Annotated in this window: 25 protein-coding genes; 13 read left to right on the forward strand and 12 right to left on the reverse strand. The window is 37.3% G+C overall.

Going from position 1 to position 24,823, the window contains the following annotated elements:
* The first annotated feature begins 177 nt into the window (after positions 1-177).
* Positions 178-939 carry a spr1630 family ClpXP-sensitive toxin gene (locus JF53_RS15230; protein ID WP_047979747.1) on the forward strand — a complete coding sequence of 254 codons (762 nt, stop codon included), beginning with the start codon at positions 178-180 and terminating at the stop codon, positions 937-939.
* Positions 940-961: 22 nt separating this feature from the next.
* Entirely contained in the window at positions 962-2,152 is a 1,191-nt protein-coding gene (locus JF53_RS15235) for a spr1629 family repressor/antitoxin (RefSeq protein ID WP_047979748.1), read from the forward strand.
* Positions 2,153-2,206: 54 nt separating this feature from the next.
* On the opposite strand, the gene cydS is transcribed toward JF53_RS15235, so the two are convergent.
* The 4 genes from cydS to JF53_RS17575 are packed head-to-tail and all read right to left on the reverse strand — an operon-like array spanning position 2,207 to position 4,850.
* Complete coding sequence (cydS, locus tag JF53_RS18090; protein WP_407944464.1) at positions 2,207-2,314, reverse strand: cytochrome bd oxidase small subunit CydS; 108 nt, start codon at positions 2,312-2,314, stop codon at positions 2,207-2,209.
* Positions 2,315-2,324: 10 nt separating this feature from the next.
* Positions 2,325-3,356, reverse strand: coding sequence for a cytochrome d ubiquinol oxidase subunit II (locus JF53_RS15240; protein ID WP_047979749.1), 1,032 nt, complete (start codon positions 3,354-3,356; stop codon positions 2,325-2,327).
* Positions 3,353-4,693 carry a cytochrome ubiquinol oxidase subunit I gene (locus tag JF53_RS15245; RefSeq protein WP_047979750.1) on the reverse strand — a complete coding sequence of 447 codons (1,341 nt, stop codon included), beginning with the start codon at positions 4,691-4,693 and terminating at the stop codon, positions 3,353-3,355. Before JF53_RS15245 ends, JF53_RS15240 begins: the two co-directional genes overlap by 4 nt.
* A 10-nt stretch (positions 4,694-4,703) precedes the next feature.
* On the reverse strand, positions 4,704-4,850 hold the full coding sequence (locus JF53_RS17575) for a hypothetical protein (protein ID WP_157052540.1): 147 nt from the start codon (positions 4,848-4,850) through the stop codon (positions 4,704-4,706).
* A gap of 134 nt (positions 4,851-4,984) precedes the next feature.
* Here JF53_RS17575 and JF53_RS15250 point away from each other — a divergent pair, with 134 nt between their 5' ends.
* Positions 4,985-5,629 carry a YczE/YyaS/YitT family protein gene (locus JF53_RS15250; protein ID WP_047979751.1) on the forward strand — a complete coding sequence of 215 codons (645 nt, stop codon included), beginning with the start codon at positions 4,985-4,987 and terminating at the stop codon, positions 5,627-5,629.
* A gap of 89 nt (positions 5,630-5,718) precedes the next feature.
* On the opposite strand, the gene JF53_RS15255 is transcribed toward JF53_RS15250, so the two are convergent.
* The 4 genes from JF53_RS15255 to JF53_RS15270 form a co-directional block, all read right to left on the reverse strand.
* On the reverse strand, positions 5,719-6,561 hold the full coding sequence (locus JF53_RS15255) for an aldo/keto reductase (RefSeq protein ID WP_047979752.1): 843 nt from the start codon (positions 6,559-6,561) through the stop codon (positions 5,719-5,721).
* Between the two features lie 79 nt (positions 6,562-6,640).
* Positions 6,641-7,720 (reverse strand): Ger(x)C family spore germination protein, encoded by a 1,080-nt coding sequence (locus tag JF53_RS15260; protein ID WP_047979753.1) that lies wholly within the window; start codon positions 7,718-7,720, stop codon positions 6,641-6,643.
* Positions 7,713-8,774, reverse strand: a complete 1,062-nt coding sequence (locus JF53_RS15265) for a GerAB/ArcD/ProY family transporter (RefSeq protein ID WP_047979754.1) — start codon at positions 8,772-8,774, stop codon at positions 7,713-7,715. The genes JF53_RS15260 and JF53_RS15265 overlap by 8 nt, the downstream gene beginning before the upstream one ends.
* Entirely contained in the window at positions 8,767-10,101 is a 1,335-nt protein-coding gene (locus JF53_RS15270; protein ID WP_047979755.1) for a spore germination protein, read from the reverse strand. Before JF53_RS15270 ends, JF53_RS15265 begins: the two co-directional genes overlap by 8 nt.
* Positions 10,102-10,331: 230 nt before the next feature.
* Between JF53_RS15270 and JF53_RS15275 the strand changes: the two genes are divergently transcribed.
* The 7 genes from JF53_RS15275 to JF53_RS15305 all read left to right on the forward strand — a co-directional run bounded on the left by JF53_RS15275 (position 10,332) and on the right by JF53_RS15305 (position 19,617).
* Positions 10,332-11,447, forward strand: coding sequence for a sugar ABC transporter substrate-binding protein (locus JF53_RS15275; RefSeq protein WP_047979756.1), 1,116 nt, complete (start codon positions 10,332-10,334; stop codon positions 11,445-11,447).
* Positions 11,448-11,634: 187 nt separating this feature from the next.
* Positions 11,635-13,155 (forward strand): sugar ABC transporter ATP-binding protein, encoded by a 1,521-nt coding sequence (locus JF53_RS15280; RefSeq protein WP_047979757.1) that lies wholly within the window; start codon positions 11,635-11,637, stop codon positions 13,153-13,155.
* Between the two features lie 12 nt (positions 13,156-13,167).
* Positions 13,168-14,343, forward strand: a complete 1,176-nt coding sequence (locus JF53_RS15285; RefSeq protein ID WP_047979758.1) for a sugar ABC transporter permease — start codon at positions 13,168-13,170, stop codon at positions 14,341-14,343.
* Between the two features lie 210 nt (positions 14,344-14,553).
* Positions 14,554-15,531: a sugar ABC transporter substrate-binding protein gene (locus JF53_RS15290; RefSeq protein ID WP_047979759.1), complete on the forward strand. Its 978-nt coding sequence runs from the start codon at positions 14,554-14,556 to the stop codon at positions 15,529-15,531.
* Positions 15,528-16,991 (forward strand): sensor histidine kinase, encoded by a 1,464-nt coding sequence (locus tag JF53_RS15295; RefSeq protein ID WP_047979760.1) that lies wholly within the window; start codon positions 15,528-15,530, stop codon positions 16,989-16,991. The genes JF53_RS15290 and JF53_RS15295 overlap by 4 nt, the downstream gene beginning before the upstream one ends.
* A complete protein-coding gene (locus tag JF53_RS15300) occupies positions 16,966-18,504 on the forward strand; it encodes a response regulator (protein WP_047979761.1) in 1,539 nt (512 codons plus the stop codon). The genes JF53_RS15295 and JF53_RS15300 overlap by 26 nt, the downstream gene beginning before the upstream one ends.
* Positions 18,505-18,534: 30 nt before the next feature.
* On the forward strand, positions 18,535-19,617 hold the full coding sequence (locus JF53_RS15305; RefSeq protein ID WP_407944465.1) for a D-xylose ABC transporter substrate-binding protein: 1,083 nt from the start codon (positions 18,535-18,537) through the stop codon (positions 19,615-19,617).
* Between the two features lie 59 nt (positions 19,618-19,676).
* Here the strand turns inward: JF53_RS15305 and JF53_RS15310 are convergent, their stop codons facing one another.
* On the reverse strand, positions 19,677-20,537 hold the full coding sequence (locus JF53_RS15310; protein ID WP_047979763.1) for an aminoglycoside 6-adenylyltransferase: 861 nt from the start codon (positions 20,535-20,537) through the stop codon (positions 19,677-19,679).
* A gap of 142 nt (positions 20,538-20,679) precedes the next feature.
* Between JF53_RS15310 and JF53_RS15315 the strand changes: the two genes are divergently transcribed.
* Both JF53_RS15315 and JF53_RS15320 read left to right on the forward strand, forming a co-directional pair.
* Entirely contained in the window at positions 20,680-21,168 is a 489-nt protein-coding gene (locus JF53_RS15315) for a hypothetical protein (RefSeq protein ID WP_047979764.1), read from the forward strand.
* A 116-nt stretch (positions 21,169-21,284) separates the two neighbouring features.
* The gene (locus JF53_RS15320; RefSeq protein WP_047979765.1) at positions 21,285-21,836 is read left to right on the forward strand and encodes a hypothetical protein; all 552 of its coding nucleotides are present in this window, start codon (positions 21,285-21,287) and stop codon (positions 21,834-21,836) included.
* 131 nt (positions 21,837-21,967) lie between these two features.
* Here JF53_RS15320 and JF53_RS15325 read toward each other — a convergent pair whose 3' ends face one another.
* Entirely contained in the window at positions 21,968-22,279 is a 312-nt protein-coding gene (locus JF53_RS15325) for a DUF3892 domain-containing protein (RefSeq protein ID WP_047979766.1), read from the reverse strand.
* A gap of 2 nt (positions 22,280-22,281) precedes the next feature.
* Complete coding sequence (locus JF53_RS15330; protein ID WP_047979767.1) at positions 22,282-22,497, reverse strand: hypothetical protein; 216 nt, start codon at positions 22,495-22,497, stop codon at positions 22,282-22,284.
* 147 nt (positions 22,498-22,644) lie between these two features.
* Here JF53_RS15330 and JF53_RS15335 point away from each other — a divergent pair, with 147 nt between their 5' ends.
* Entirely contained in the window at positions 22,645-23,523 is an 879-nt protein-coding gene (locus JF53_RS15335) for a DMT family transporter (RefSeq protein WP_047979768.1), read from the forward strand.
* 34 nt (positions 23,524-23,557) lie between these two features.
* Here the strand turns inward: JF53_RS15335 and JF53_RS15340 are convergent, their stop codons facing one another.
* The gene (locus JF53_RS15340; RefSeq protein ID WP_162200789.1) at positions 23,558-24,787 is read right to left on the reverse strand and encodes a putative glycoside hydrolase; all 1,230 of its coding nucleotides are present in this window, start codon (positions 24,785-24,787) and stop codon (positions 23,558-23,560) included.
* Positions 24,788-24,823: the final 36 nt, after the last annotated feature.

Raw genomic sequence — 24,823 nt, forward strand, 5'->3', positions numbered from 1 at the left:
AGACGTTTTTAGGTTGTTCAGATGACAATAACCTAGTATATCGAGTAACCTCATTAACTTTACAATTTAAATAATAAAATGCACAAAACTTTAAAGAAAATATATACAAATCATATTTTCTTTAATAAAATTGAATTAAACATTATGATTTAGTATAAAGTAAAGGGGTAGATGATATTGAAGGAATTTAAATTAGCAACTGAGTTAAGTCAGAAGATAGTTGATGGTTTAATGGAAGGATATCGTGAATACCTTGAGGTAAGAAGAGAAAAATCTAGGAGTATGAAAGTAAGTGGTGCATACGCATGGGTAAAGGGAAACCATATAGATGATCAAGTAGCTACTGCTTGTGAAGAATATGGTGTAGAGAGTAAACTAGCTAAAGCGGGATTAACATGGCAGTATCTTCAATTTCAACATCAAGATGAAAAGATACTATTTATTGTAAAGAACGCTAGATATTTTAATAGGGAACAAGTTAGTAGAGGAAAGGATGCTACAGGTAACTTAAATAATACTAAAATGCTGTACATGGAAGAATTAATAAAAATCAATTCATCGATTGATTTTCTTAACATTAATACCGTAGAAACAAATGATTCAATTCAATTACAATTATTTGAAGAAAGCTTTCTTAGTGATGAAGATAATTTTGAAATTGGTAAAATTGAACCTAACTTTGATCGATTTTATATCGTTACATATGAGATTGATGAGAATCAGTTAATTTCTAAAATATCTTTGTTTATGCCAAATCCGATTGATAATAGGGCATATCTAATTGATGATTTAACTCAATATATTAACCCAACAAATAGTGTCTTTATCGATGAAGAACTAAAAGAAGTACTTTCTACAAGTGCTGAAGTTATAAATAATTATGACGCGTTTAAATTTGATATTGGTATTAGTCAAGAATCTAGGGAAAAAGAGAGTTAATTAAAACAGGGAGGTATAGCCTGTGTTTATAGGCAAAAATTTGACCAACATCAGAATACTAAATGGATTAAGCAGAAAACAGTTGGCAGATAAAATAGGTGTTACGGAGCAGGCTATTTGGCAATACGAAAACGGATATGTATCTCCTAAATTACAAGTTGTAAATCAATTAAAAGCAATGTTTCATGTAAAATCCAGTTATTTTTATCATCACGACATTTTACATTTTTATGATATGGATAATATCCACATAGAAAATATAGCATATCGTTCGGAAACCATTAATTCACTGCATAAATCCTTGAGTGAATCAATACATGTCAAATTTATTGATGCTTTTTTAAAGAAAATTGAGGCCCGAATTAGTTATCCACATAATTTACTTTTAGAAATTAGAAATGATGCAGTTAAGTTTTTAGAAACAAATTTTGAACTGGAAAGAAATTGTCAAATCAAACATATTGCTAAATTAGCTCGAAAAAAAATAGGTTTAAAGGAGAACACAAATCAAGACTTCCTATTTTTATTAGAAAAAGCAGGAGCCTTTGTTTTTGAAAAGGAAATCGGCGAATCAATTGATGCTTACAGTGTATGGAGTGAGGATAATAGAGCTTATATTATACTTGGATCTATTAAAAAATCCGCAGTTAGAAGAAATTTTGATTTAGCACATGAACTCGGGCACTTACTTATCCATTATAAAGTTGAATTCTCTGTGCAAGACAAGAAAGATTATCGCGTCTTAGAGGATGAAGCAAACTATTTTGCATCGGAATTTCTTTTACCAGAGGAAGAGTTTATTAAAGACTTTAAATATATAGAGAAAAAGTCGAACCCAGATGCTTATATTGATGTAAAACAAAAATGGTTAGTATCATTACAAGCGATTGCAATACGGGCATTTAAATTAGGGTTAATTGATTATCAACAGTATCGATACTTCTATATGGTAGTAAACAAAAAAGGGTATAAAACTAGTGAACCATTAGATCCAACGCTAGCAATACAGCATCCTTTTAAAGTAAAAAGTATATTACAATTACTTTTCGATAATGGTTTTTACTCAGTAACCGGATTAATGGATGAAATGAGAATAGACCAATCCTTTCTCTCAATTTTAACAGGGTTGGATGAAGATTTTTTTATTCTGAATAGAAATAAGGAAGAGAAAAGATTTAGTGTAAATGAATTAAACGTCAAAACGAATTTTTAAGTCTCTTTATACAAAAAAGTAATCGTCACCCTTATCTAGGTGCGATTACTTTTTTTACTCTTCTTCACTAACCACGCCATCCTTCAAGACCGCCCAGAATGAAACTGCAATCGCTGCTATAATGACAAGAAATGGCGCTATAAATAGTAAAAAACTATCCACTCTACTCACCTCAATGTTCCTGCTTTGATTTTCCACTGACATAATCCTTATTGAATAAAAACAACTTTAGCAACAAATAAAGGGATGGAATAAGTAGTGCTAGTCCTGCAAGAAATACGACTATCAGAGCAATGGCCATGGCTTCGTTTGTAAAACCATCATAAAGTGTAAGGTAAGGATATAGTAAATAAGGGTAATGGGAAATTCCATACCCATAAAAGGCTAAAGTAAACTGCCCCACTAGAAGCCAAAAAGCAGTTCCGTAATTTTTTCGTTTCCAAATAAGCCAAACTGTACCGATAAAAAGTAAGAATGAGAGGGCAAACATCCACCATAGGTTCAAGAGCCGCTCGTAATGCTCAGGGTTGTGGTAACGTAGTTCATAAATGATACCACCTGCCGTAATAATTGTCGGGAGTGCCCAAATGAGAGCATATCTTCTAAGCAGATTGGTCGCAGCGGTATCATTTGCTTGATCTGCATACCAGGTTAGAAATACTGCTGATATGTATAATAATGCCGATACACTTAACACGACAATGCTCCAGGTTAAGGGACTTGTAAATAATGTCCAATATTCCAAATTAGGAGTTCCATCCTCCATCACGATGAAACCACCCTCCGATATGGTTAACACAATTGATAATGCAGCAGGAAGAAGTAATCCTGCCACTCCATACATAAAAGCATACCCTTTGTGTGACGGATTTCCGTATGTTTCAAATGCATAGTATGAGCCGCGGATAGCTAGGAGAATAATGGCTATACTTACCGGAACCAGTAAAGTTGTCCCATAATAAAAGGCTGTTTTCGGGAAAAATCCAACCATCCCTACAAAAAAGAACACAAGAAAAACATTCGTTACCTCCCAAACGGGGGATAAATAACGCTGAATAATAGTTGTTAGGATATGGTGTTGGTTCGTAAATTCACTATAAGCATGGAAAAAACCTGCCCCAAAGTCAATCGAAGCAATTAATACATAGCCAAATAGAAATGTCCATAGAACGCCAATCCCGATGATTTCTAAATCTAGACTCATAGCTTCACCTCTCCTTCGCGATCCTCCAGTTCCTTCTCTACAGGATTTTTACGGAACATTCTTGTCAAAATTACGATCGAACCAATTCCGAGTATGATGTACAGAACGCAGAATAACAAAAGCATTAAGTCTACTTGATTACTTGTAGTTGCACCTTCTTCGGTCCGCATAATCCCACGGAGAATCCATGGCTGTCTACCCACTTCAGCAAGCCACCAGCCTGCTTCCATCGCAACAACAGAGAGTGGACCACCGAGTACAAGTAATCGGTGAAACCATTTGGAATCCACAATACTCCACTTGAAGATTCGCCCGACAACAAATACAAGCGATACGGCGATCATCAGCATTCCAATCGATACCATAACATCAAATAAATAGTGGATATATAATGGTGGAGTTTCTTCCTTTAAAAATTGGTCCAATCCTATCACTTCAGCAAAGGGGGATCCATGTGCAAGAATGCTTAATGCATAAGGGATTTTTATTGCATAATCTACCTCACCATTGGAATCTAGTGTACCGAATAAAATAAGTGGTGCCCCTTCCTCTGTTTCAAAGTGCCACTCGGCTGCGGCGAGTTTTTCTGGCTGATATTCAGCCAAATATTTACCAGATAAGTCTCCAACAATAAGTGACGTTAACGAAAAAATCAGCCCGACCTTCATCGTAAGAAAGAGTGCTTTTTTATGATAAATATGATTGGAACCCTTTACTAATCGGAATGCGGCGATGGATGCAAGGACAAAAGCAGAGGTCATATACGCTGTACCTACGACATGGGCTACCTTTGTCGGCATTGCTGGGTTAAACATTGCTTTTAGTGGATTGACATTGACAAGTTCTCCATTTGCAATGTCAAACCCTTGCGGAGCATTCATAAACGCATTCACGATAGTAATAAATACCGCTGAGAAGGATGCGCCAATCGCAACAGGAATTAGTAATAGTAAATGCTTTTGCTGATTTTCAAACCGATCCCATGTATACAAATAAATTCCAAGGAAAATCGCTTCAAAAAAGAAAGCGAATGTTTCCATGAATAGTGGTAGCGAAATGACATTACCTGCTAGCTCCATAAAATTTGGCCAGAGTAATGTAAGCTGAAGGCCAATTGCAGTTCCAGTTACAACACCAATAGCAACCGTAATGACAAACCCACGTGTCCACCTTCTAGCTAGTAATATGTAATGCTCATCCTTTTTCTTAATTCCCACCCAATGGGCGAGCATAATCATCAGCGGTACGCCAACTCCAAGTGTTGCGTAGATAATGTGGAAGGATAATGTAAGCTCGGTTAAAATTCTGCTGTAGTGAACGGCACTTTCGTTTATCATGTTGCCCCCCTTATCCGCTCACTAATCTACCAATGATAGATAAAAGCATGATGGCAGCAACACCAAGGGTGAGCCATAATAACTTTTTTTCATGAATTTTGTACATTGGTTTTTCGGCGTGGTTTTGTTGGTTCATAGTCCTCGTATCTCGTTTCACTTATATCATCCCTAATCTGTAATGTCTTTATTATTCGTAGAAGTGTGGTGTAATATGCATAGGGGAGAAGTCGATTACCTTTCAAATTTCTAATAATCATACTATGATAGTTTAGACAGAAAGTAGGGGAAAAGATGGTACGTATCATTCGATGGTCCATGTATATTTGTGGGTTAATCTTCTTTAGCTATGGGATTACAATTGCACTGAAAATGCAGCATTTAGGGATACACCCGTGGGATGTTTTGAATGTGGCGTTATATGACAAATTAGGTTTGTCTATTGGGTCTTGGGCAATTATTATTTCGATACTTTTAATTATTGTTTCCTGGATCTTAGACAAAAGCTATATCAAACTGGGTACCTTTTTGAATGCAATTCTTGTTGGCGTGTTCGTCGATTTCTTTTTGTGGATGGATGTACTGCCAACAGCAAGTCATACGTGGACTGACATTCTAGTGATGATCGTTGCGATCATTCTAATGGGATTTGGTGGAGGATTATATAATGCAGCTGAGATAGGATCGGGTCCGAGGGATGGATTCATGTTATCCATTTCAGATAAAACGGGTATTTCCATAGGTCGAATACGGATTATAGTAGAGACGGTAGTCCTATTGATAGGTCTGGCTTTAGGTGGTCCCGTATTTGTTGTTACATTTATTTTCACGTTTATTCAGAGCCCGGTATTTGCTTTTACCTTTGTAAAATTTAAGCGAGTTAAATCCTTGCTAGAGCAACAATACCAGCAAAAGCAACCATCAAAAACAAGTGCATAGCTTGTAACAACAGTGAAAGGGCAGGGGAACTTGTAAGTGTTCCCTTGCCCTCATTTATTAGTACGTTGCCCGAAATTTCTAGTTTACAATTAAAACTCCTCATATTCAGCAGGATTCTGATTCCACATTCTGCCATCAATTCGAGAAAGTGCCCCAATGGTTTTCATATCGTCATCATCTAATGAAAAGTCGAATATCGAAATGTTTTCTAGCTGTCTTACAGGGGAAGCAGATTTTGGTATTGCCACTGCTCCTAGTTGGTAATGCCAGCGTAAGACAATTTGTGAGATACTCTTTTCGTGTTTAGCTGCAATGCTTTTTAGTGTATCGTTTTCGAAAACATCCTTCGCCCTTGCTAAGGGACTCCAAGATTCGGTTACAATTCCGTGTTCTTCGTGCCATTTTCGTTGAGTAGCTTGATTGAAAAATGGATGGAGCTCAATTTGGTTCATACTTGGTAAGACACCTGTTTCTTCCTGAAGGCGCTGTAAGTGTTCAGGCAAGAAATTACAAACACCAATAGAGCGGATTAACCCCCATTTTTTCGCATCAATTAAGGCTTGCCATGCTTCCACATAGTGATCCCGTTTTGGATTTGGCCAATGGATTAGATAAATATCATAATAGTCAAGATTGGCGCGATATAGCGATTCTTGTATGGTAATGACAGCATCTTCATATGTATGATAGCGTCCTGGTAGCTTCGATGTAATACGAAGGTCCTCTCTTCGGATCGATGTACGGCGGATGGCTTCCCCAATTGTTCCTTCATTTTCGTAATTATAAGCGGAATCGAGCAAACGGTAGCCTTTGTTAATAGCACTTTCAATAGCAGAAGCTCCTTCATTTCCTTTTAGCTTATAGGTACCATAGCCAACAGCAGGGATACGCATGCCGTCATTTAGCGTTATTTCTGGTATTTGGTGGGTCATTCTACTTCACTCCTCTTCAACTATTTATAACAATAAGTTTATCATATGGAGCATTTTTTTTACGAAAATGAGCTTTTAATTAATTCGTTAACGTTTTTAAATTTCCTTCATTTTGAATATCTACATGGATGTCTAATTGAAACGTAAGATTAGGATAGTATTCGGAACGCCAATTCTTTAATTCAGAATTAGGCAATTTATTTCGAAAGTATCGGCCAGTTCCTAGTATGTCAGCCTCACTTGATTGTAATTTAGCAAACATCTTATTAAACCTCTTTTGAAGAAGCTCTTTTAATTGTTTTTTAATTTCCCTTTTTGTTTCGGCTCCAATAGTTTCTAATACCGTTACGTTTAGATTTAAATCAGCTGTTAAGTAAGCTTGTCCATTAATTAACTTACTGTCATAATTGACCCAGTTTCCCAAAATCATAATACTAGCTTCATCTAATATCTCTATCATACCTTGCACGCTATTTTCCCATAAGGCGTTATATAATAAGGTTTCGTTTGGGTCGATTTCCTCGACGGCCTTTCCTTTTCTTATAACTAATGATCCTACTTGTTCAAGCGTTGTTGTTTCTCCTAATGAAATAATCGGTAAAGCGGTATCATAGGTTCGGGAGTGGATACTTTTGTATACTTGCCAGAGTCGAGTTAAAGCAATCTGGGGATTCCAACCAGCATTTTTCTCAAAAAAATCTAAAGGAGTAGTACTGCTTGGGATAATTTGTTCGTTCATGCTTTGAAAAAAATGATTCATATCTTCCTTAATGGTAGCAATTAACACCTTGGAAGATACATCTCTTGATCGCATAAAACCGGCTATGAGGTCTTCTAACCCCTGTTTTGCTAACTCGTGATCTACGATGATTACTTTTACGTGAAGTAGGTCTATACTGCTTTCCATGTTTGAGCTAATGTTGTCAATAACGTGGTTAATCGTTTTCCCTTCTCCTATGATGATTCTTGTTTCTAGAGTTTCCTCCACTGGTTCTGAAACCTGCAAGAAAACTTTATAGTTATCTTCTTCTGTAGTGACGCCTAACACAACTGGCATGGTTCGATGGTTAATGTCTCTTATGTCCCAGCAACCATATAGGTTTAAAAACAATATACTAAGGAAAGAGATTTTTATGATCCTGCATCTGTCTCTATTCACTTTTTCTTCTCACCCCCAGGATGTAAATCGAAATGGGAACAGATAGTAAGACATAAAATCGTAAGAACGTATTCCATTTAAATAGATTCTCCATGGAACTCCACGTTGGAATAAAAAAGCTAATAATGTATATCAAAGCCGAAATTATCACCAAAAGGTAGGCAGGTTGCCAAGAGGAAATGTAATGGTTTGTAATTCTTACAGTTTTCCATAATATAAGTGAAATAAATAACATAATAAACGTCAGCAAACTCAGTAATAAAAACATCGTAATTCGGTCAAACATTAGCCACGTCAAATTTATTGCATCAACTGCCATTACAAATGGAAATAAAAATGTTGAAGCAGTAGATCCCCCAAATGTAAGAACAGGAATGTAAACGGAAAGGAAGAAACAGGGGATAATTATTGTCAATGCAATAAATACCTGCTTCCGTTTATAGCTAAGATACGGTTGTACAAAGCCAAGGAATATAAATCCTCCACCAACGGCAAAAAAACTCTTTAAGTAAGAGGAATTAGTTAAAAATGAAAAGTCATTACTCCAAAAGGGGAAAAAATGATACCAATCGACATTTTGAAATGAAATTATTAATACAAAAAAAACTAGCGGTAAAAACACGAAGGCGATAATGAAACCAGTTCTAAAAATTGCTTCTATGCCTTTAGAGGCTAAATAAGTAGAAATAGTAAGTAATAGTGCCATAACAGCCCACAAGGGTGTATTAGATAAAAAAACAATGGTAATTATTTCAGAATATGCGCGTACTAAAATAATATTTTCCATTAGAAAATAGAAAAAGATTGGTGCTAAGAAACACAAAGAATAAAATTTGCCAGCCTCTGAATAGATAGTTATAATATCGGTTTTTGGAAAAAAATGGAGTCCTTTCAAATACACTGCAACAATTATAATATGACACACAATACCGATACTTATAGGGAGCCAAAATCCTTGCTCAGTACTTTGAATAATATTGGCGGGATATAAGAAAAAAATAAGACCAAGGTGTACTAGGATATACATAAATACAATATGTAAGCTTTTATCCATTTTTAAGATCATCCTTCGAAAAATTAATATTTAAATACGGGACGCCAAATGTATTAATACTTGCTAAATAGGAGCAAACGAAAAAAAGTCCCACTAAGATACCAAGTACACCGAAGCTAGCAGAAAAGATAAGGACAATGTATTTAAATATGCGAATGGAAGCAGAATTCTGAACGCCGACAATAGAGGAATTTGCAATGGTTACAGCTGCTAAAATTATAATTAGCAGGTTGCTGACTAATTTTGCTTCAACGACAGCCTGGCCAAGAATAATACCGCCTACCATAGTAATGGTAGGGCCTACACTTTTAGGGAGTCTTACACTTGCCTCCAGTATTAACTCAAGAATAATGAGCATAATCATAATTTCGATAAAGGCCGGATAGGGAACACCGTTACGGCTTTGCGCTACAGATAAGGCTAATTCTATTCGCAAAACCTCTGGGTTAACGGAGACTAAAGCGACGTATAACCCAGGTAAAATTAAGGTTACTAAAAAAGCAATAATTCGTAATAACCTAATGGCAATCATGAGCGGATAGGTATAGTTTCGATCATTTTCTAGCATAAACATATCCCCAATCACACTAGGAAGAATAAGCGCAAAAGGAATTCTGTCGACAAATAGTATTATTTTTCCTTTTAATAATGCTGAACTTGCCTCCTGTGGAAGCTCAGTTGTGTGAACTTGAGAAATGATACTCAAGAGGGGAAGACCTAACAGTTGCATCAGTTCTTGAATATTATTGAATCCCTTTGATGTATTTTGTTCCAGAAGTTGAACGACTTTTCCCACGATATGTTGATCAGCCTTGGTCTCATAATAGACTAAAGACACACCTCTAGTGATTTCTTGTCCAATTGATATATTCTTCACCTTCAACTTGTCAGAAATAATTTCCTTACGAATAATCCCAATATTAACATCTCTGTCCTCATTAAAAGCATAATGTGATCCTTGTAGAATAGTTTCATTCGAAGGGGACTCAATTGCTCTTTGAATCTCTTTGTTAATAGGAATCACACGTAATAAATATTCAGATTCTTTCCCTAAGTAGATAAGTAAGTTCCCTTCAAAAATAGCAGTCATTGCTTGTTCTTTATCGGTAATCTTTTCTCCTATTTCCTGCAACTGTTCTAGACTAGCGTTTGCGGATAAATTAGTTTCAAGGAGCTGTTGTTGAATTGCTTGATTTGTTCTTGAAATATCAATTAGGGATTTAAGACCAATAATCACGACACTTTTATTGCCGTACATATGTTCAGTCATAAATATATCATCATGATGAACAAGGGAATCTTTTAAAAATAGGAATATAGATTTCATACCTTTATTTATCCTTTCGGAGTTTCTTAGCTAGTATTTCCCTTTTTACATGTAACTATTATTTGGTTCATGATTCTTGGGAAAGTGTTCATTCTTGAGGAATAAGAGTACATAGGTTAAAAAAATACAGCTAATATTAAAAGATTACCACTTGTTAACGCTTACATGTAGTTTGCTAGCCACTATAATGAAACGTGTAAACAGCAAACAATTGAAAAGGGGAGAGAAAAATGAACAAATTAATGAAAGCGCTAACGCTTAGTTTTGTTGCTGTAATGTTTCTTTTTGTATTAGCTGCGTGTAACAGCGATAGTAGCGGTAGTGGTGGGGCAGTAAGTGTTGGTATCGTTTTACCGACTAAGGATGAGCCTAGATGGGTTCAAGATGAAGAACGATTTAAAGCTGCACTAGAGGATTCTGAGTATACAACTGAAATATTGTTTAGCCAAGGATCATCTGCAAAGGAAAAAGAAAATGTTGAAACGTTAATTAGTAAAGGTATTGATGTCCTAGTAATTGCACCTCATGATGGTGCTGCAGCAGGTGCAGCGGTAGAGGCTGCTAAAGCAGAGGGGATTACGGTTATTGCGTATGACCGATTGATTACCGACACAGATGCAGTCGATTATTATGTAACATTTGATAGTGTTGCAGTAGGAGCTGCACAAGGGCAATACTTAATTGACAATGTAGAAGGTACTGGGGTTCCACTATACCTTTATGCCGGAGCTTCCTCAGATAACAATGCTTTCTTATTCTTTGAAGGTGCATGGAGTGTACTACAACCGAAAATTGCAGATGGAACATTTGTGATTGCTAACTCAAGTGAAGCAGAAGGTTTAAAGGATAAGGCAGAGCTTTCTCGTGATGAAATGAGTGCGATATTAGGACAGGTAACAACAAACTGGGATCCTAATGAATCGAAGAATAAGGCAGAAACACATTTAACTGCTGTTGGAGATGACTTAAAAGGTGATGTTGCTATCCTAGCACCTAACGATGGTACAGCACGTGCGATTGCAGATGTATTCGGGGCAGAATCAGCAATCTCAAGCTATGTAATTACGGGGCAGGATGCAGAAAAAGCATCTATTCAGTATATCCTAGATGAAAAACAAACGATGACTGTATTTAAAGATGTTCGTACACTTGTAAATGACGCTATGGGGATGGCTATCGATATATTAGAAGGTAATACACCAGAAACTACTGGCTCGTATAACAACGGAGCAGTAGACGTCAAAGCGAAACAAACCGATGTAATTGTTGTGGAAAAAGACAACGTTCAAACCGAACTAATTGACTCTGGTTACTACGAAGCAAGCGAATTTACAGGACTAGAGTAAACGATTAATAGTGTGAAGAGCCCAGGGGCAAAAGTAAAACGAGAAGGTAGAAAAGCGAACGATGCATGAACTTATCGGAGTAAATACCTGAAGCTGGTATCGTGCACCAACGTTTGGATTTTATCTAATTATAAACACTTTTGCCCCAGGCTCTTTGCGATTTTAACTTGATTAAAGGGTGGGTGCGATGAGTGAATTCATACTAGAAATGGATCAGATATCCAAGTCTTTTACAGGCGTCAAAGCACTTAATAATGTTAACTTCAAAGTGAAAAAAGGCGAGATTCATTGCTTAGTTGGTGAAAACGGAGCCGGTAAATCAACCCTAATGAAGGTATTAAGTGGTGTTTATCCTTATGGTACTTATGAAGGAAATATAATATTTGATGGTGAAATTAAACAATTCTCGAAAATAAATGACAGTGTAGATGCCGGAATTGCGATCATCTATCAGGAGCTAGCCTTATTTCCCGATCTATCTGTTTATGAAAATTTATTTGTGGGGAATGAAGTACAGCATAAAGGTGTTGTTGATTGGAATAAAACCATTGTTGAATCTCGTAACGTTCTAGAAAAAGTAAATTTAAGCGTAAATCCTGAAACACTTATAAAGGATTTAGGTGTTGGAAAACAGCAGTTAATTGAAATTGCCAAGGCATTGAGCAAAGAAGTTAAGCTTCTAATCTTAGATGAGCCGACAGCAGCCTTGAACGAGGATGATAGTGAAAATCTACTTAATCTCCTGCGTGAGCTAAAAAAACAAGGAATTACTAGTATTATGATCTCACATAAGCTAAAAGAAGTTATTGCTATTGCAGATAGTGCAACAATACTCCGTGACGGAAATACGGTTTGCACGTTAGCTGCTGCAAAGGGTGAGATTAATGAGAACACTATAATTAAGAATATGGTTGGCCGTGAGATTAATAATATTTACCCAAAACGTGAGAACCAAGCGATAGGGGATACAATTCTCGAAGTATCGAACTGGTCCGCATATGATTCTCAGTTAGGTAAGCGAATTCTACGTGACGTGAATTTTCATGTGAAGCAAGGTGAAATAATCGGTATTGCAGGCTTGATGGGTGCAGGTCGTACAGAGCTTGCCCAAAGTATCTTTGGTAATCCGAAAAACTATAAGCTGCAGGGTGAATTGCAGATTGATGGCAAACCAAGAAAATTCAAGCATACTAGTGAAGCAATAAAAGCAGGAATCGCTTACGTAACAGAAGATCGTAAAGGAGATGGCCTGTTTTTAACACAAAATATTAAAAATAATATCTCAGTAGGAAACCTAAAAGAGATTTCTGCAAGTGGTGTCATTAATGAAAACGAAGAGATAAAAGTGGCAAATGACTATAAAAAAGACTTAACCATTAAGGCGTCGTCCATTGAACAGTTAGTTGGTAATTTAAGTGGCGGGAATCAACAAAAAGTATCGCTTGGAAAATGGTTATTTGTTAAGCCTAAGCTACTAATTTTGGATGAACCAACTAGAGGAATTGATGTTGGTGCAAAATTTGAGATTTATACGATTATGAACAGCCTAATTGCGGAGGGAATGAGCATTATTATGATTTCTTCTGAGCTTGGAGAAGTGCTAGGTATGAGTGATCGAATTTATGTCATGGCTGAAGGTGAAATAAAAGGTGAACTATCAGCAGAAGAAGCTGATCAAGAAAAAATTATGCAACTAGCGACACAATAGGGGGTGGAGTCCATGAGTTTTTATACAGAATTAAAAGCTTTATTAAAGAATAATATTCGCGACTATGGGATGTATATTGCACTATTCGTTATTATGTTAACCTTCACGATTTTAACGGATGGGATATTTATGTCTTCTCGTAACATCAGTAATTTACTAGATTCGGCGGGATATATTGCTGTATTAGCGGTTGGGGTAATGATTGTTATTGTCATTCGCCATATTGACTTATCTATTGGGTTCTTAGCAGGATTTCTAGGTGCAATCGCAGCTATTTTACTCATGAGTGTTGGTATGCCAGTATATTTGGTAATCCCAATTATTCTCATCATTGGAACCATTATTGGATTAACTACAGGATTCCTTGTTGCTAAAGTGGGAATTCCTTCATTTGTAGCTACATTAGCTGGATGGCTTATCTTTAGAGGAGCTATTTTACAGGTAACTGAGGATTCTGGAACGATCATTATCCAGAATGATGCATTTAATGCAATAGGGAATGGCTACATTCCTTCATTAGGACAAATTGGTGGCTTACATTTGCTGTCTTTATTAGTAGGAATACTCGGGATTTTATTTTATGTGTTCGGAGCTATTTCAAAACGTAGAAAAATGATTACCTACCAATTTGATGTTGTATCGAAGCCGATTTTTGTTTTGCAATTAGTATTTGTCTCGGCAATTATAGCATATATCACATGGATATTAGCTGGCTATAATGGTCTATCGTGGACCTTAGTAATTATTCTACTCGTAGTGGTAATCTATCATTTTATTACGACGAAAACTGTGATTGGAAGACATATTTATGCAGTAGGAAGTAATCCTGAAGCTGCTCATCTGAGTGGAATTAACGTGAATAATATTACTATGCTCGTATTTGGCTCCATGGGAATGCTTGCTGCGTTATCAGGGATATTATTTACGTCTCGATTACAATCGGCAACGACAACAGCAGGGACATTGTTTGAACTAGATGCTATTGCAGCAGCTTATGTTGGTGGTGTATCCTCAGCTGGTGGTGTAGGAAAAGTAACAGGTGCAATTATCGGTGCGATAGTGATGGCATCTCTAACAAACGGTATGAACTTACTAGGTACTGGAATTTCCTATCAATATATGATTCGCGGTGGTGTCTTAGCACTAGCGGTTATTTTTGATGTAACGACTCGAAAGCGTGGAAAATAACGAGATAAAATGTGGGGGCAATTACATGCCCCTGCATTAATGGTATTCAAACTAATCTTCTGTATTGTGCAATTAGCCCCCCGTTTTTAACTTCTTTCGATATAAAAAATCCCTTCCTAACGGATACTAGAATGGAAATTTTGAACAATTCGTAATAGGTGGTATGATGATAATAGTCTCATAGTTAAGTAGTGGAAGGAGCCATTTCTCTTGCGAAAGACAGCGATATTTCTACTGAGTGCACTGTTTATAATCCTTTGTTATTTTACCTCTGTTTCTGCAATTAGCGTTTTTCAATCGGATTTGGAATTGCCTGATTCTACTAGTGAACAGCAGTCAATGTATCGTATCGTATTAATAACACAGGATATTGATACCCCGTTCTGGGATGAGGTTGGAAGAGCTGCTAAGCAAGAAGCAGAAAAGCTTGGCGTCAGTCTTGAAATGTGGGGGAATTATGGGAGTCATCAGGAGGATTTTTTAAAAAATCTAGAGATTGCGATCCAGTCTAAAGTGGATGGAATCATTATACAGGGACTTGATACAAAAGAATTTCAGGAATTGACCAAGGTTAAAGCTTCTTTTTATGGAATCCCGATTATTACGATTGCCAATGATGTATCAATGGATGAGAGTTTAAGAAGAACCTATGTCGGTTCAGACCAATATAAAGCAGGAAAAATGATAGCACAGCAATTAATTTCAGATATGGGCGCAACGGGAAATGTTGTACTCCTGCATAATGATAATCATGCGTTTTATCAAGAGCAGCGTCTTAAAGGTATGGAGGATATCTTCATGAAGCATAGAGGTATTAAGCTACACTATGCTAATACAGCAACCACTCGAGACGATATGATAGCAGCAACACAGGATATTTTGAATCAGGTACCTGATGCGGATGCTTTTATAGCGGTTAATGCAAACTTTGTTGGGGCAATCGTCCAAGAAATAAGTAAGCGCTATCAGGTTGAGCCTTTTTATATCTATTCATTTGACGATGGACCGGAATCGCTTACTTTATTAGAACAGGGACTTGTGGATGGCATCCTGAAGCAATCGCCAGATGAGATGGGAAGGCTTAGTGTACAAGTATTAACAGAGTGGTTAAATGGTGAGACCATTCCACTGGATTCAAACGGGTATATCACGGAAATTCAAATTGTGAAAGCGACTGACGTTCCATGAGTCAAATCCAGAAGAAAATATGGATCGTTTCAATGATTGTATTGGCAATCATGTCGTTAATATGGATTACGCTTACATATTACAATAATAAATCGATCACTCATTATAATGAGATTTTGGAACGGTATTTAAGTATGAATGAGGTCACGACTGCTAGTCAGCGTGTGATAAATGATCTAAATGATTATTTACTGGATCCATCCGCTAATAATCTAGAACAAATTGAACAAAGTAAAGCGAAAGTCTTAGAGGCAAAACAAGCTGTATACAAGCTCAGAAATAGGGAAAATGATTTTACGTTAACAAATTATATTCACTTGATTGATAGTTTTGTTGAGAGTACGGACAGGTTTATCTTGTTTTATTCCGATAATGAAGTGGAGGCTTCCACGAAGGAATTTGCCGAGGCTACAAGTATTTCAAACCATATATCGGATATGACACTCCGTCTAATTGATGAGGAATTACAGACTTATGACCGGTTTTATCATGGTATTATTGCGCAATCAGATGATCTGCAGAAATTAGGAATATGGTTATTGCTCTTGATTGCTTTTATGTTACTTGTGTTTTCCTATTTGTTCTCGCGAAGTATCACGAAGCCAGTACGACAACTGACGAAGGCTGCCAATGAGCTTTCAAACGGGCGGTTTGACCTGGAGGTTAAGGTAGATACGAATGATGAAATTGCCTTTTTAGCAAAAACATTTGACCATATGCGGAAAAATATAAACAAGCTCTTCTTAGAAACGAAGCAAAAGGCACAGTTGGAGCATGAACTACAGCAGAATAAAATTTTATTACAGGAAAGTCAGTTTCGTAGCTTGCAAAGTCAAATCAATCCGCATTTTTTATTTAACACATTGAATACAATATCGAAAAAGGCATATCTGGAGGGTTCTCAGGAGACGAGTGATTTACTCGTAAATGTTGCTGGGCTATTACGGTATAACTTAAAGCAAATGGATCGTTCTGTAACGCTGCAAGAAGAAGTAATTGTTTTACAACAATACATGGAAATACAAAAAGCTAGATTAACAGATCGGCTGAAGGTTCTACTAGAAATTGATGAAGCATGTCTTGATGTATTGATTCCTACCTTAACGATACAGCCGATTATTGAAAATGCTGTTATCCATGCGATTGAGCCAAGTGTACATGGTGGCACGATATGGGTGCGAATAATGGATGAGATAGACAGTGTAAGGATTGAAATAGAAGATGATGGAATGGGGATGGATACTCAAATAATTGAAGAGATTCTAACCGAGCAATATGTTCCGACTGAAGGACATTCCACCGGTATTGGTTTCAGCAATGTTGTGAAGCGACTACGTCTGTTTTATGGAAAAGATGATGTAGTTCAAATTGAGAGCGTTTTAGGCGAGTTTACCAAGGTGGTATTGAACATTCCAAAGAAAAGAGGGGAAGTAAATGCTACAGCTCCTAATAGTGGATGACGAACAGGTTGAGCGTGATGGGATGAAAGCAATCTTACACAAGTCCTTTCCAAGTCTTGTGATCAAAGAAGCACGGAACGGGGATAACGCTATTGAGATGGCTGCCAAAATGAAGCCAGATTTAATTTTAATGGATATTAAAATGCCGGGGATCAATGGGTTGGAAGCGATGGAGCAAATCATGGAAGACCATCCCAACACCAAATTTATCATGGTTACGGCTTACGACACCTTTGACTATATGCGACAGGCGTTAAAACTCGGTGCCTCAGACTACCTATTAAAGCCGAGTAAGGCAAAGGATATAGTGGAGATTGTTGGGAAAGTTTTGAAGGAAATCGTGATAGAACAGAAGGCTCGTGCACGTAATAGACGGCAAGAAGAAGTGCTCCAACAAACAATGGCAGTGCTGGAGACAGATGTTGTGACCCAATTATTATTTGAGCATGTACATGAGATTCATGTCGCTATGCTGGTAGAGTTATTAGATATTCAAACTAATCGGGAATTATTCGTCCTAACGATTCGAATACCAGCAGGAGAAGAGCAACTCTATTCAACAGTAAAAGAGGTGGTCAGACAATCAGGAACTAGTTTAGTAGGAGCATTGTATGCTAATCAATTGCCAATTATTATGTTTCGAAATCCTGAAACGTCATTCCGTACGCAAGCCATCTCACTAGCGCGTCAGATTCTTTCTATAACCAATCAATCGAGTCAGCGATGGTTTATCGGGATAGGAAGTGTATATCCTTCTATTGAACAAGTCCGCAGTTCCTATCAAGAGGCATTGATGGCGACGATGGACACGACAGTTCCTGCTCGGTATAGCTTTTATTCAGAAGTACCAGCAGCTAGTGAGGATGTATTAAATCAAAAGATTAGCGTTCTAAAAAAAGAAATTCCTGATCGAATCAGGCTAGGGCAGTGGGATCTAGTTAAAACGGAACTATTTAATGTGATTCAGCTATTCGAGAACACCGGAATTCCACCATTACAAACACAGCAGAGGCTGTTGGAGACGCTTTGGTTTGTATCCAATACGATGCGTGATATTGGGATTGAGTCTAACTCCCCATTTTTCACGTTTCAAGCCCATGATTATCGCCAGCTGCGCACTGGAATAGCGCAGTTGCTTCAGCAAATGCGTCTAGAGTATACGGAATACTATCAACGGCTTGAAGCGGATACTATAGAGCAAATCAAGCAATACATTATGTCGCATTCTCATGAAGAAATATCGTTAGAAACATTAGGAGATATTATGGGACTAAGCCCAATTTATATAAGTAAAATGTTTAAGGAAAAGATGGGAATTAATTATATTGATTTTCTAACCAACTATCGCATAGAACGAGCAAAAAAATTAATGCGTGAGCCTAATCGAAGTATTAAAGAAATAGCTATTGAAGTCGGTTACCATGAACCGAATTATTTTAGTAAGGTGTTTAAGAAGCTGGTGCAAGTTTCTCCAAAGGAATACCAAAATTCCCTACTTGGGAAGAAGGAATAATAGCATGTGTTCTGGTGGAAGGTGATGAGGATGATGACGCAACGGTATGTTGTAATCTGGTTAGGTTTGGTGCTTTTCCTGGTAATTCTAACAGCTTGTGAACATGATACCGAGGTGGCAGAGTCTACTGAAGCGCTGGAGCCAGTGATGGATAAAGGCAATAATCCTAACGATTCAGCGGATGATACAATCAAAATTGGTTTTTCCATGGATACATTAGAAGAGGAACGCTGGTTAAAGGATAGAGAGCTGTTTAAAGAAGAACTGGAAGCATTAGGTGCCGAAGTAGAAATTATGGTTGCTAATGAAAATGCATCAGTACAAATTTCACAAGCAGAAACCTTAATAAGTAGTGGTATTGATTTGTTGGTTGTTGTACCGTATAACACGGAGACTGCTGCTGCAATTGTGGAAAAAGCTCATCTTGCAGGAATCAAAGTATTGTCCTATGATCGTATCATTAAAAATGCCAATATTGATTTATATGTATCATTTGATAATGAGATGGTCGGGGAATTACAGGCAGAAGCGATCAAACAACTTGTCCCAACAGGCAATTATGTATACATAGGTGGACCAGTTACTGATAACAATGCTATTCTCGTCAAAAAAGGTGTATTCCATGTCCTTAAGCCGTCAATTGATCGTGGAGAGATAACGGTCGTCTATGATCAATGGACAGAGGATTGGAATCCCGATAATGCTTATAAAAATATGCTTGCAGCACTGGAAGCGAATGATAATCAAGTAGATGCAGTAATTGCTGCTAATGATGCAACGGCAGGTGGAGCAATAAGGGCATTAGCTGAAAAAGGATTAGCGGGAATTCCAGTTGCTGGTCAAGATGCCGATCTTGCTGCTGCTCAACGTATTGTCAAAGGTACCCAAACAATGACAGCCTACAAGCCAATTCGTGCGCTTGCCCAGAGAGCAGCAGAGCTTGCAGTTAAGCTTGCGAGTGGAGAAACAATCGATACAGATAATAAGATTAACAATGGAAAAATTGAAGTTCCGTCTGTTTTGCTCGCACCAATTGAAGTAAATCAACATAATATTGATCAAACAATCATTGCCGATGGATTTCACACGAGGACAGAGGTTTACGGTGATTAATGGAATCATATAACGAATAGCAAGCTGAGTTCATCCCTCTTCAGCTTGCTTGCTACTTTTTATAATTCCTTTATTGAGGACTCAACCGCCTTCAAATAACTCGATACTCGTTGATCATCCTGTGTGTTATATGAATAACCGAGACTTTTCGCTACGCTTTTTGCGGTGTCCCGGAACAATTCGCACATGCCAAATAATGCCGCCCAAACACTTTCATAGCTACCTGTTGGATAGGTCATCAGTAGCCTTTTCCAAGTTATTTCTGGAAGAAATTGATCTAAGTATTTACCGTTTTTTCCAATGCTGAGGGAAAAATTCGTTTGAATACCAACCTGCCATTCTAGCATTTTGATTAGCATTGGCCGAACATACAGGTTAAGATGATCAGTAGCATAAAGAAATTCTTTCCGCCAAAGCCCTTTTGCCACATACGTCGAAACCCACCAGAACTCATTACAGCAATCTGCGAAATAGTCAGCTGATGGACGGCTCACCCAGTAATCTCGATCAGTCGGAGGTGGGACGAGGGGAAGGCTGTTATCTTTATCCATCAATATAATGGTCAGTTTATCCTCCTTACAATAGATATCTTTTTCCTCGAGGGGAATAAGCATTAGGTCGATCCGATTTCCATCGGTAAACAGCATTAAGTAAGAAAACCGTTTTCCGAGCTCTGGTGGAAACATGGCCATGTCCTCTGGTGTTTGCAAAATAATACGCTCCCCGAAAACATCTATCCACGTTGGGTCACGTAGAAACGAATCCATTTCGGAGACTAGGTAGACAATATCAAAGTCTTGAAATCTGTCCTTTGGGACGTTCGGGTTCGTTCTTGAGCCGTTCAACCCAACAGCACGAACTCGTTCATCTTTTTCAGCTACTGTTAAAATTAACTCCATCATTACATCGGTAGATCGCATGTATGTACCTCCTATTATTTCTCTTCAAGTAGTTCTATGATGTTATCAAGTTTTTTACTGATATCATAAATAAATCGAATAGTAATCGTCAACATGGATATCTTAAAATTAAATGATATAGATAATTAAGGAGAAATTGGTGATGGTATCCAAAAGGCACTTCCTATTCAACCTAGTGTTATTAATTGTTCCTTGGCTGACGGTATTGTTTCTTGGAAAGCGAAATGTTAAGCGGTACTATCTATCGGGATTGTTTATAATTCTATTTGAAATTATCAATCACATATTTGGTCATAAGCGTAAGTGGTGGAAGTTCTATGATGGAAATAAGGCTTTTATGAGAAATGAGCTTCCGTTTACTGTCGGCCCTTATATGCCGTTGTCTATGTGGATATTGAAATACTCCTATGGTAACTTTAAAAAGTTTTTGTTACTTAACGCAATATCGGATGGGCTTTTTGCCTTCTTTTTAATCAAGATTCTAAAGAAACTTAGAATCGTTAGGTTAAATCGTTTAAGTAATATCCAATTTTTCCTTTACCTCTACTATAAAGCATTTCTACTGTATGGCGTGCAGTATTTTATTGAAACCAAAACAAGTTTAATGCATAAGGATGAGAGTACTGCATAGATGCTTATAATATATAGTGGAAAAACACGAATTACGAAAAACAGCAGAATGAGACTTTCTGCTGTTTTTTCTGCTATGATAAGTAGTAACGATATCAATAAAAAAGGGTGGATCAGTTGGATACTATCATTCAGAGCTATTTTGATAATTTACATGCTGAAGATAAACAGAAGCAATACGAGTCATTTCAGTCCATTATGGAAGCAATCGACAAACCGGTTGATTGGGCTTATGACGTATGGGAGCAATTAGTAGAAAATCTTACCCATTCCGATAACCATGAACGCGCTAGAGCAGCGCAATTTCTTTGTGGACTTGCCAAAAGTGATCATGAAAAACGCATCTTAAAGGACTTTAATGCAATTTGGCAGGTGACTTATGATAAGAAGTTTGTAACGGCAAGGCATACTATTCAATCGATTTGGAAAATTGGACTTGCAGGTCCCGAGCAAAAGGAGTTATTGTTAATTCATTTGGCTGATCGATATAGGAGTTGTATAAATGAAAAGAATTATACGCTCATTCGCCATGATATCCTAGTGGGATTGCGAAAATTATATGATCAAATTGACGATGAGAGCATAAAAACAGGAGCACTCCAATTAATTGAGGAAGAAGAAGATCCTAAGTATAAAAAGAAATATGCTACTGTTTGGAGAAATGTATAAGTTTTGCAGTTAATTATAGCCTCCTTGATTAGGAGGCTAATTTAGCCGATAGTAAAATATAACAATCTTTCGCTCTGGCATAAGAAATGCTTGCGTAATCGCTGGAAGACAAGCGATTGCGATTTTTCAAATTAAAAATCAGGCAGATTATCTAAATTATTCTCTTTTATGCCATCTGGTTCACTCCGTATAATATCCCGCCCATACTTATGGAATACGTCAATATGAAAAAGACTTCCGGACTTAGCCTCCTCTAACGCTGTTATATAATCCAGTTCACGACCAGTATTTGTCTTAAAAGCAATGATATCACCGTCATCATTTTTTCGAACAGCGACAATTTCTTCTTGTCCATCTGACGATTCCTTACTTGAATTTTCTTGTTGCTCACTTTGATTTTTTCGGTAATTATTGTAAATCTGCTCAAAGTCCTTTTCTGGCATGGTTATCCACCCTCATTTGGGTTCGTTGTTTTTTGTAGTTGCCTTCTGACTACCTCGGGATCTGTGTCACTATATATAGCGGTACCATGTCCTCCAGTAGTTTTAGCAAGTAATGCTTTAGCCTCGTTATACGATAGACCGGATGCAGCATTTTTCTGTTTTACTTCCTCTATATTTGTGCCAGCAATGGTATATGAATTTTGGTCATTATTATCCATGGAAATCACCTCATTTTCATTAGCTTACGATTTAATCAAGACATTATACATTACGTATGAAATGTATATTATTCAGCTTGTACTGCGTAGTTATGAGATAATAGAAAAAACTTAAGTATGGCATCGTTTAAACAGGGGGAGTAGTTGTTGAAGGCAAAGACTACATTTGTATTGGTAATGCTTATATTTGGAAGTATTGGTTTGTTTGTGCGAAATATTGATTTGTCTTCCAGTGAAATTGCGCTATTTCGTGGGTTAATCGGAGGTGTTTTTTTAATTGGGGCAAGTTTTATACTGAAGCAGAAGATAAAACTTAGAATCTCTAAGCGGAATCTTTTTCTACTAATTTTCTCCGGTTCGGCGTTAGGGTTTAATTGGATTTTTTTGTTTGAGTCATATCAGCATACAACGATATCAAATGCAACATTGAGTTATTATTTTGCGCCAGTGTTTGTGATGATCTTGGCTCCTATCATGTTGAAGGAGCGCTGGACTTGGAAAAAAGGTGTAAGCATTGCTATTGCAATGATTGGTTTGTTTTTAGTTATACAACCGGAAAATGGTATTAGCAGTGACACATATAACCATTCTGTGGGCATTATTTATGGGCTGTTAGCAGCAGTGCTGTATGCCAGTGTTATTATGATGAATAAATTCATGCAAGTACTTTCTGACTTTGAAACGACGGTTATCCAATTAGTCGTTGCTTCTATTATATTGTTACCATACGTATTATTTACTGAGGACATGAACATTGCGGATTTAGGGATACAATCAATCGGTTTACTTGTTGTAGTGGGAATTGTTCATACAGGGCTTGCGTATTTATTGTATTTCGCTTCGATGAAAAAAATAAGTGGACAAACCATTGGTATTCTAAGTTACCTTGATCCTATCTCTGCGGTTATTATGGCTACGATCCTTTTACAGGAAAGTATGAGTATACTGCAAATGATTGGTGGGGTGTGTATTTTGGGGTCGACGTTCATAAGTGAGTTACGCGTAAAGAAAATGGTGCGGGGATAAGGGGTATGTATACCGCTGAATTTCAGCGGTACGCTTATTTGAACGCTTCAACCGTATAGCTGTTAGCTGCATTCCAAATAAGATATTGCGTAATTCCTTGTTCTTCTAATGCTTTGATTTGGTTTTTAACGTCTGTTGCAGTGTAATTACGAAGATAATCGAAATCCTGAATCCAAGGTCGGATTATTGCCGGTGTTTGTCCTGCTTCCTTGAGGTTTTGATTGCGTTGCTTGGCGTCCTGTGCAGCTCGGAACATAATATCATATGGGAAATCATCAGGATTACTTATTCCGTAAGTGCCTTTTGCGTAATGAGAAGGATAAGTCATTGGTGATATATAATCTACATTTGGTGCTATATTTTCCCAAATTTGACCAATCCCCATATCATCTGTAGCGGTTGTAGTGAGTCCGAATACGTCAGCAGAAACATAAACTGGATAATCATTTAATTTCTTTTTTGAAGATTGGAGAAAAGCTAAAATATTTTCAGCTTTGGATACATTCGTTGGATTAGCAAAGGCTACTTGTTTATCGACCTGCTTGGCATTCTCTGGGAAGCGGATATAGTCATACTGGATTTCATCAAAACCGTTAGCTGCTGCTTCTTGTGCAATAGCCGTTATATAGTTCCACACTTTCTTTTGATAAGGGTCAACCCACTTCATGCCAGCGGCGTCCTGCCATACGGTTCCATCCTTTCGCTTAATCGCTACGTCATCTTGATGTGCAGCTAAATAAGGATCTTTAAAGACGACAATACGTGCAATGGTATAAATTCCTTCCGCTTTTAAACGTTGGATTAATTTCTTTAAGTCCTTAGTTGCTGGATTGCTGTCTGATCCTATTTGATTCGCTAACGTCACATTGGAATCATAGGTGAGTTTCCCGTAATCATCTTTAATGTCAATCACAACTGCGTTAAGCTTGGTGTTCTTTACGATATCGATATAACGTTGGATGTTTTCTTCTCGAATCGAGGTGCGATTCAAATATAATCCTTTGACATCGATCTTTTCACGTTTTGGTGGTTTTTTCTCGATACTGTTTTTTACCCTTGTACTATCTCGTGGTACTTGTTCTGACTTAATTTCTTCCGTGGTTGGGGGTGTTGTGTTATTGGTGGTGAGATTTTTGACATTGCCCTGATCGATTGGTGGTGCGGTTTGATTGCCTGTATTGGTGGAAGAATTTATTTCTAACTCGTTCTTTTCTGTTTGAGGCGATATTTGCCCCTGGTTATTCTCTTGTATCGAACATCCCACTAACAGGATGAAAAGTATAATGGTTGTTATGATTTT

This window comes from Ornithinibacillus contaminans, from assembly GCF_001038425.2.
In the GTDB taxonomy this organism is placed as follows: domain Bacteria; phylum Bacillota; class Bacilli; order Bacillales; family Amphibacillaceae; genus Ornithinibacillus; species Ornithinibacillus contaminans.

Coding starts and splice junctions, on each gene's coding strand:
- JF53_RS15300 (WP_047979761.1), top strand. CDS start 16,966: ATGCTACAGCTCCTAATAGTGGATGACGAACAGGTTGAGCGTGATGGG.
- JF53_RS15285 (WP_047979758.1), top strand. CDS start 13,168: ATGAGTTTTTATACAGAATTAAAAGCTTTATTAAAGAATAATATTCGC.
- JF53_RS15265 (WP_047979754.1), bottom strand. CDS start 8,774: ATGGATAAAAGCTTACATATTGTATTTATGTATATCCTAGTACACCTT.
- JF53_RS15310 (WP_047979763.1), bottom strand. CDS start 20,537: ATGCGATCTACCGATGTAATGATGGAGTTAATTTTAACAGTAGCTGAA.
- JF53_RS15250 (WP_047979751.1), top strand. CDS start 4,985: ATGGTACGTATCATTCGATGGTCCATGTATATTTGTGGGTTAATCTTC.
- JF53_RS15275 (WP_047979756.1), top strand. CDS start 10,332: ATGAACAAATTAATGAAAGCGCTAACGCTTAGTTTTGTTGCTGTAATG.
- JF53_RS15255 (WP_047979752.1), bottom strand. CDS start 6,561: ATGACCCACCAAATACCAGAAATAACGCTAAATGACGGCATGCGTATC.
- JF53_RS15270 (WP_047979755.1), bottom strand. CDS start 10,101: ATGAAATCTATATTCCTATTTTTAAAAGATTCCCTTGTTCATCATGAT.
- JF53_RS15315 (WP_047979764.1), top strand. CDS start 20,680: ATGGTATCCAAAAGGCACTTCCTATTCAACCTAGTGTTATTAATTGTT.
- JF53_RS15305 (WP_407944465.1), top strand. CDS start 18,535: ATGATGACGCAACGGTATGTTGTAATCTGGTTAGGTTTGGTGCTTTTC.
- JF53_RS15295 (WP_047979760.1), top strand. CDS start 15,528: ATGAGTCAAATCCAGAAGAAAATATGGATCGTTTCAATGATTGTATTG.
- JF53_RS15240 (WP_047979749.1), bottom strand. CDS start 3,356: ATGAGTCTAGATTTAGAAATCATCGGGATTGGCGTTCTATGGACATTT.
- JF53_RS15325 (WP_047979766.1), bottom strand. CDS start 22,279: ATGCCAGAAAAGGACTTTGAGCAGATTTACAATAATTACCGAAAAAAT.
- JF53_RS15245 (WP_047979750.1), bottom strand. CDS start 4,693: ATGATAAACGAAAGTGCCGTTCACTACAGCAGAATTTTAACCGAGCTT.
- JF53_RS15280 (WP_047979757.1), top strand. CDS start 11,635: ATGAGTGAATTCATACTAGAAATGGATCAGATATCCAAGTCTTTTACA.
- JF53_RS15330 (WP_047979767.1), bottom strand. CDS start 22,497: ATGGATAATAATGACCAAAATTCATATACCATTGCTGGCACAAATATA.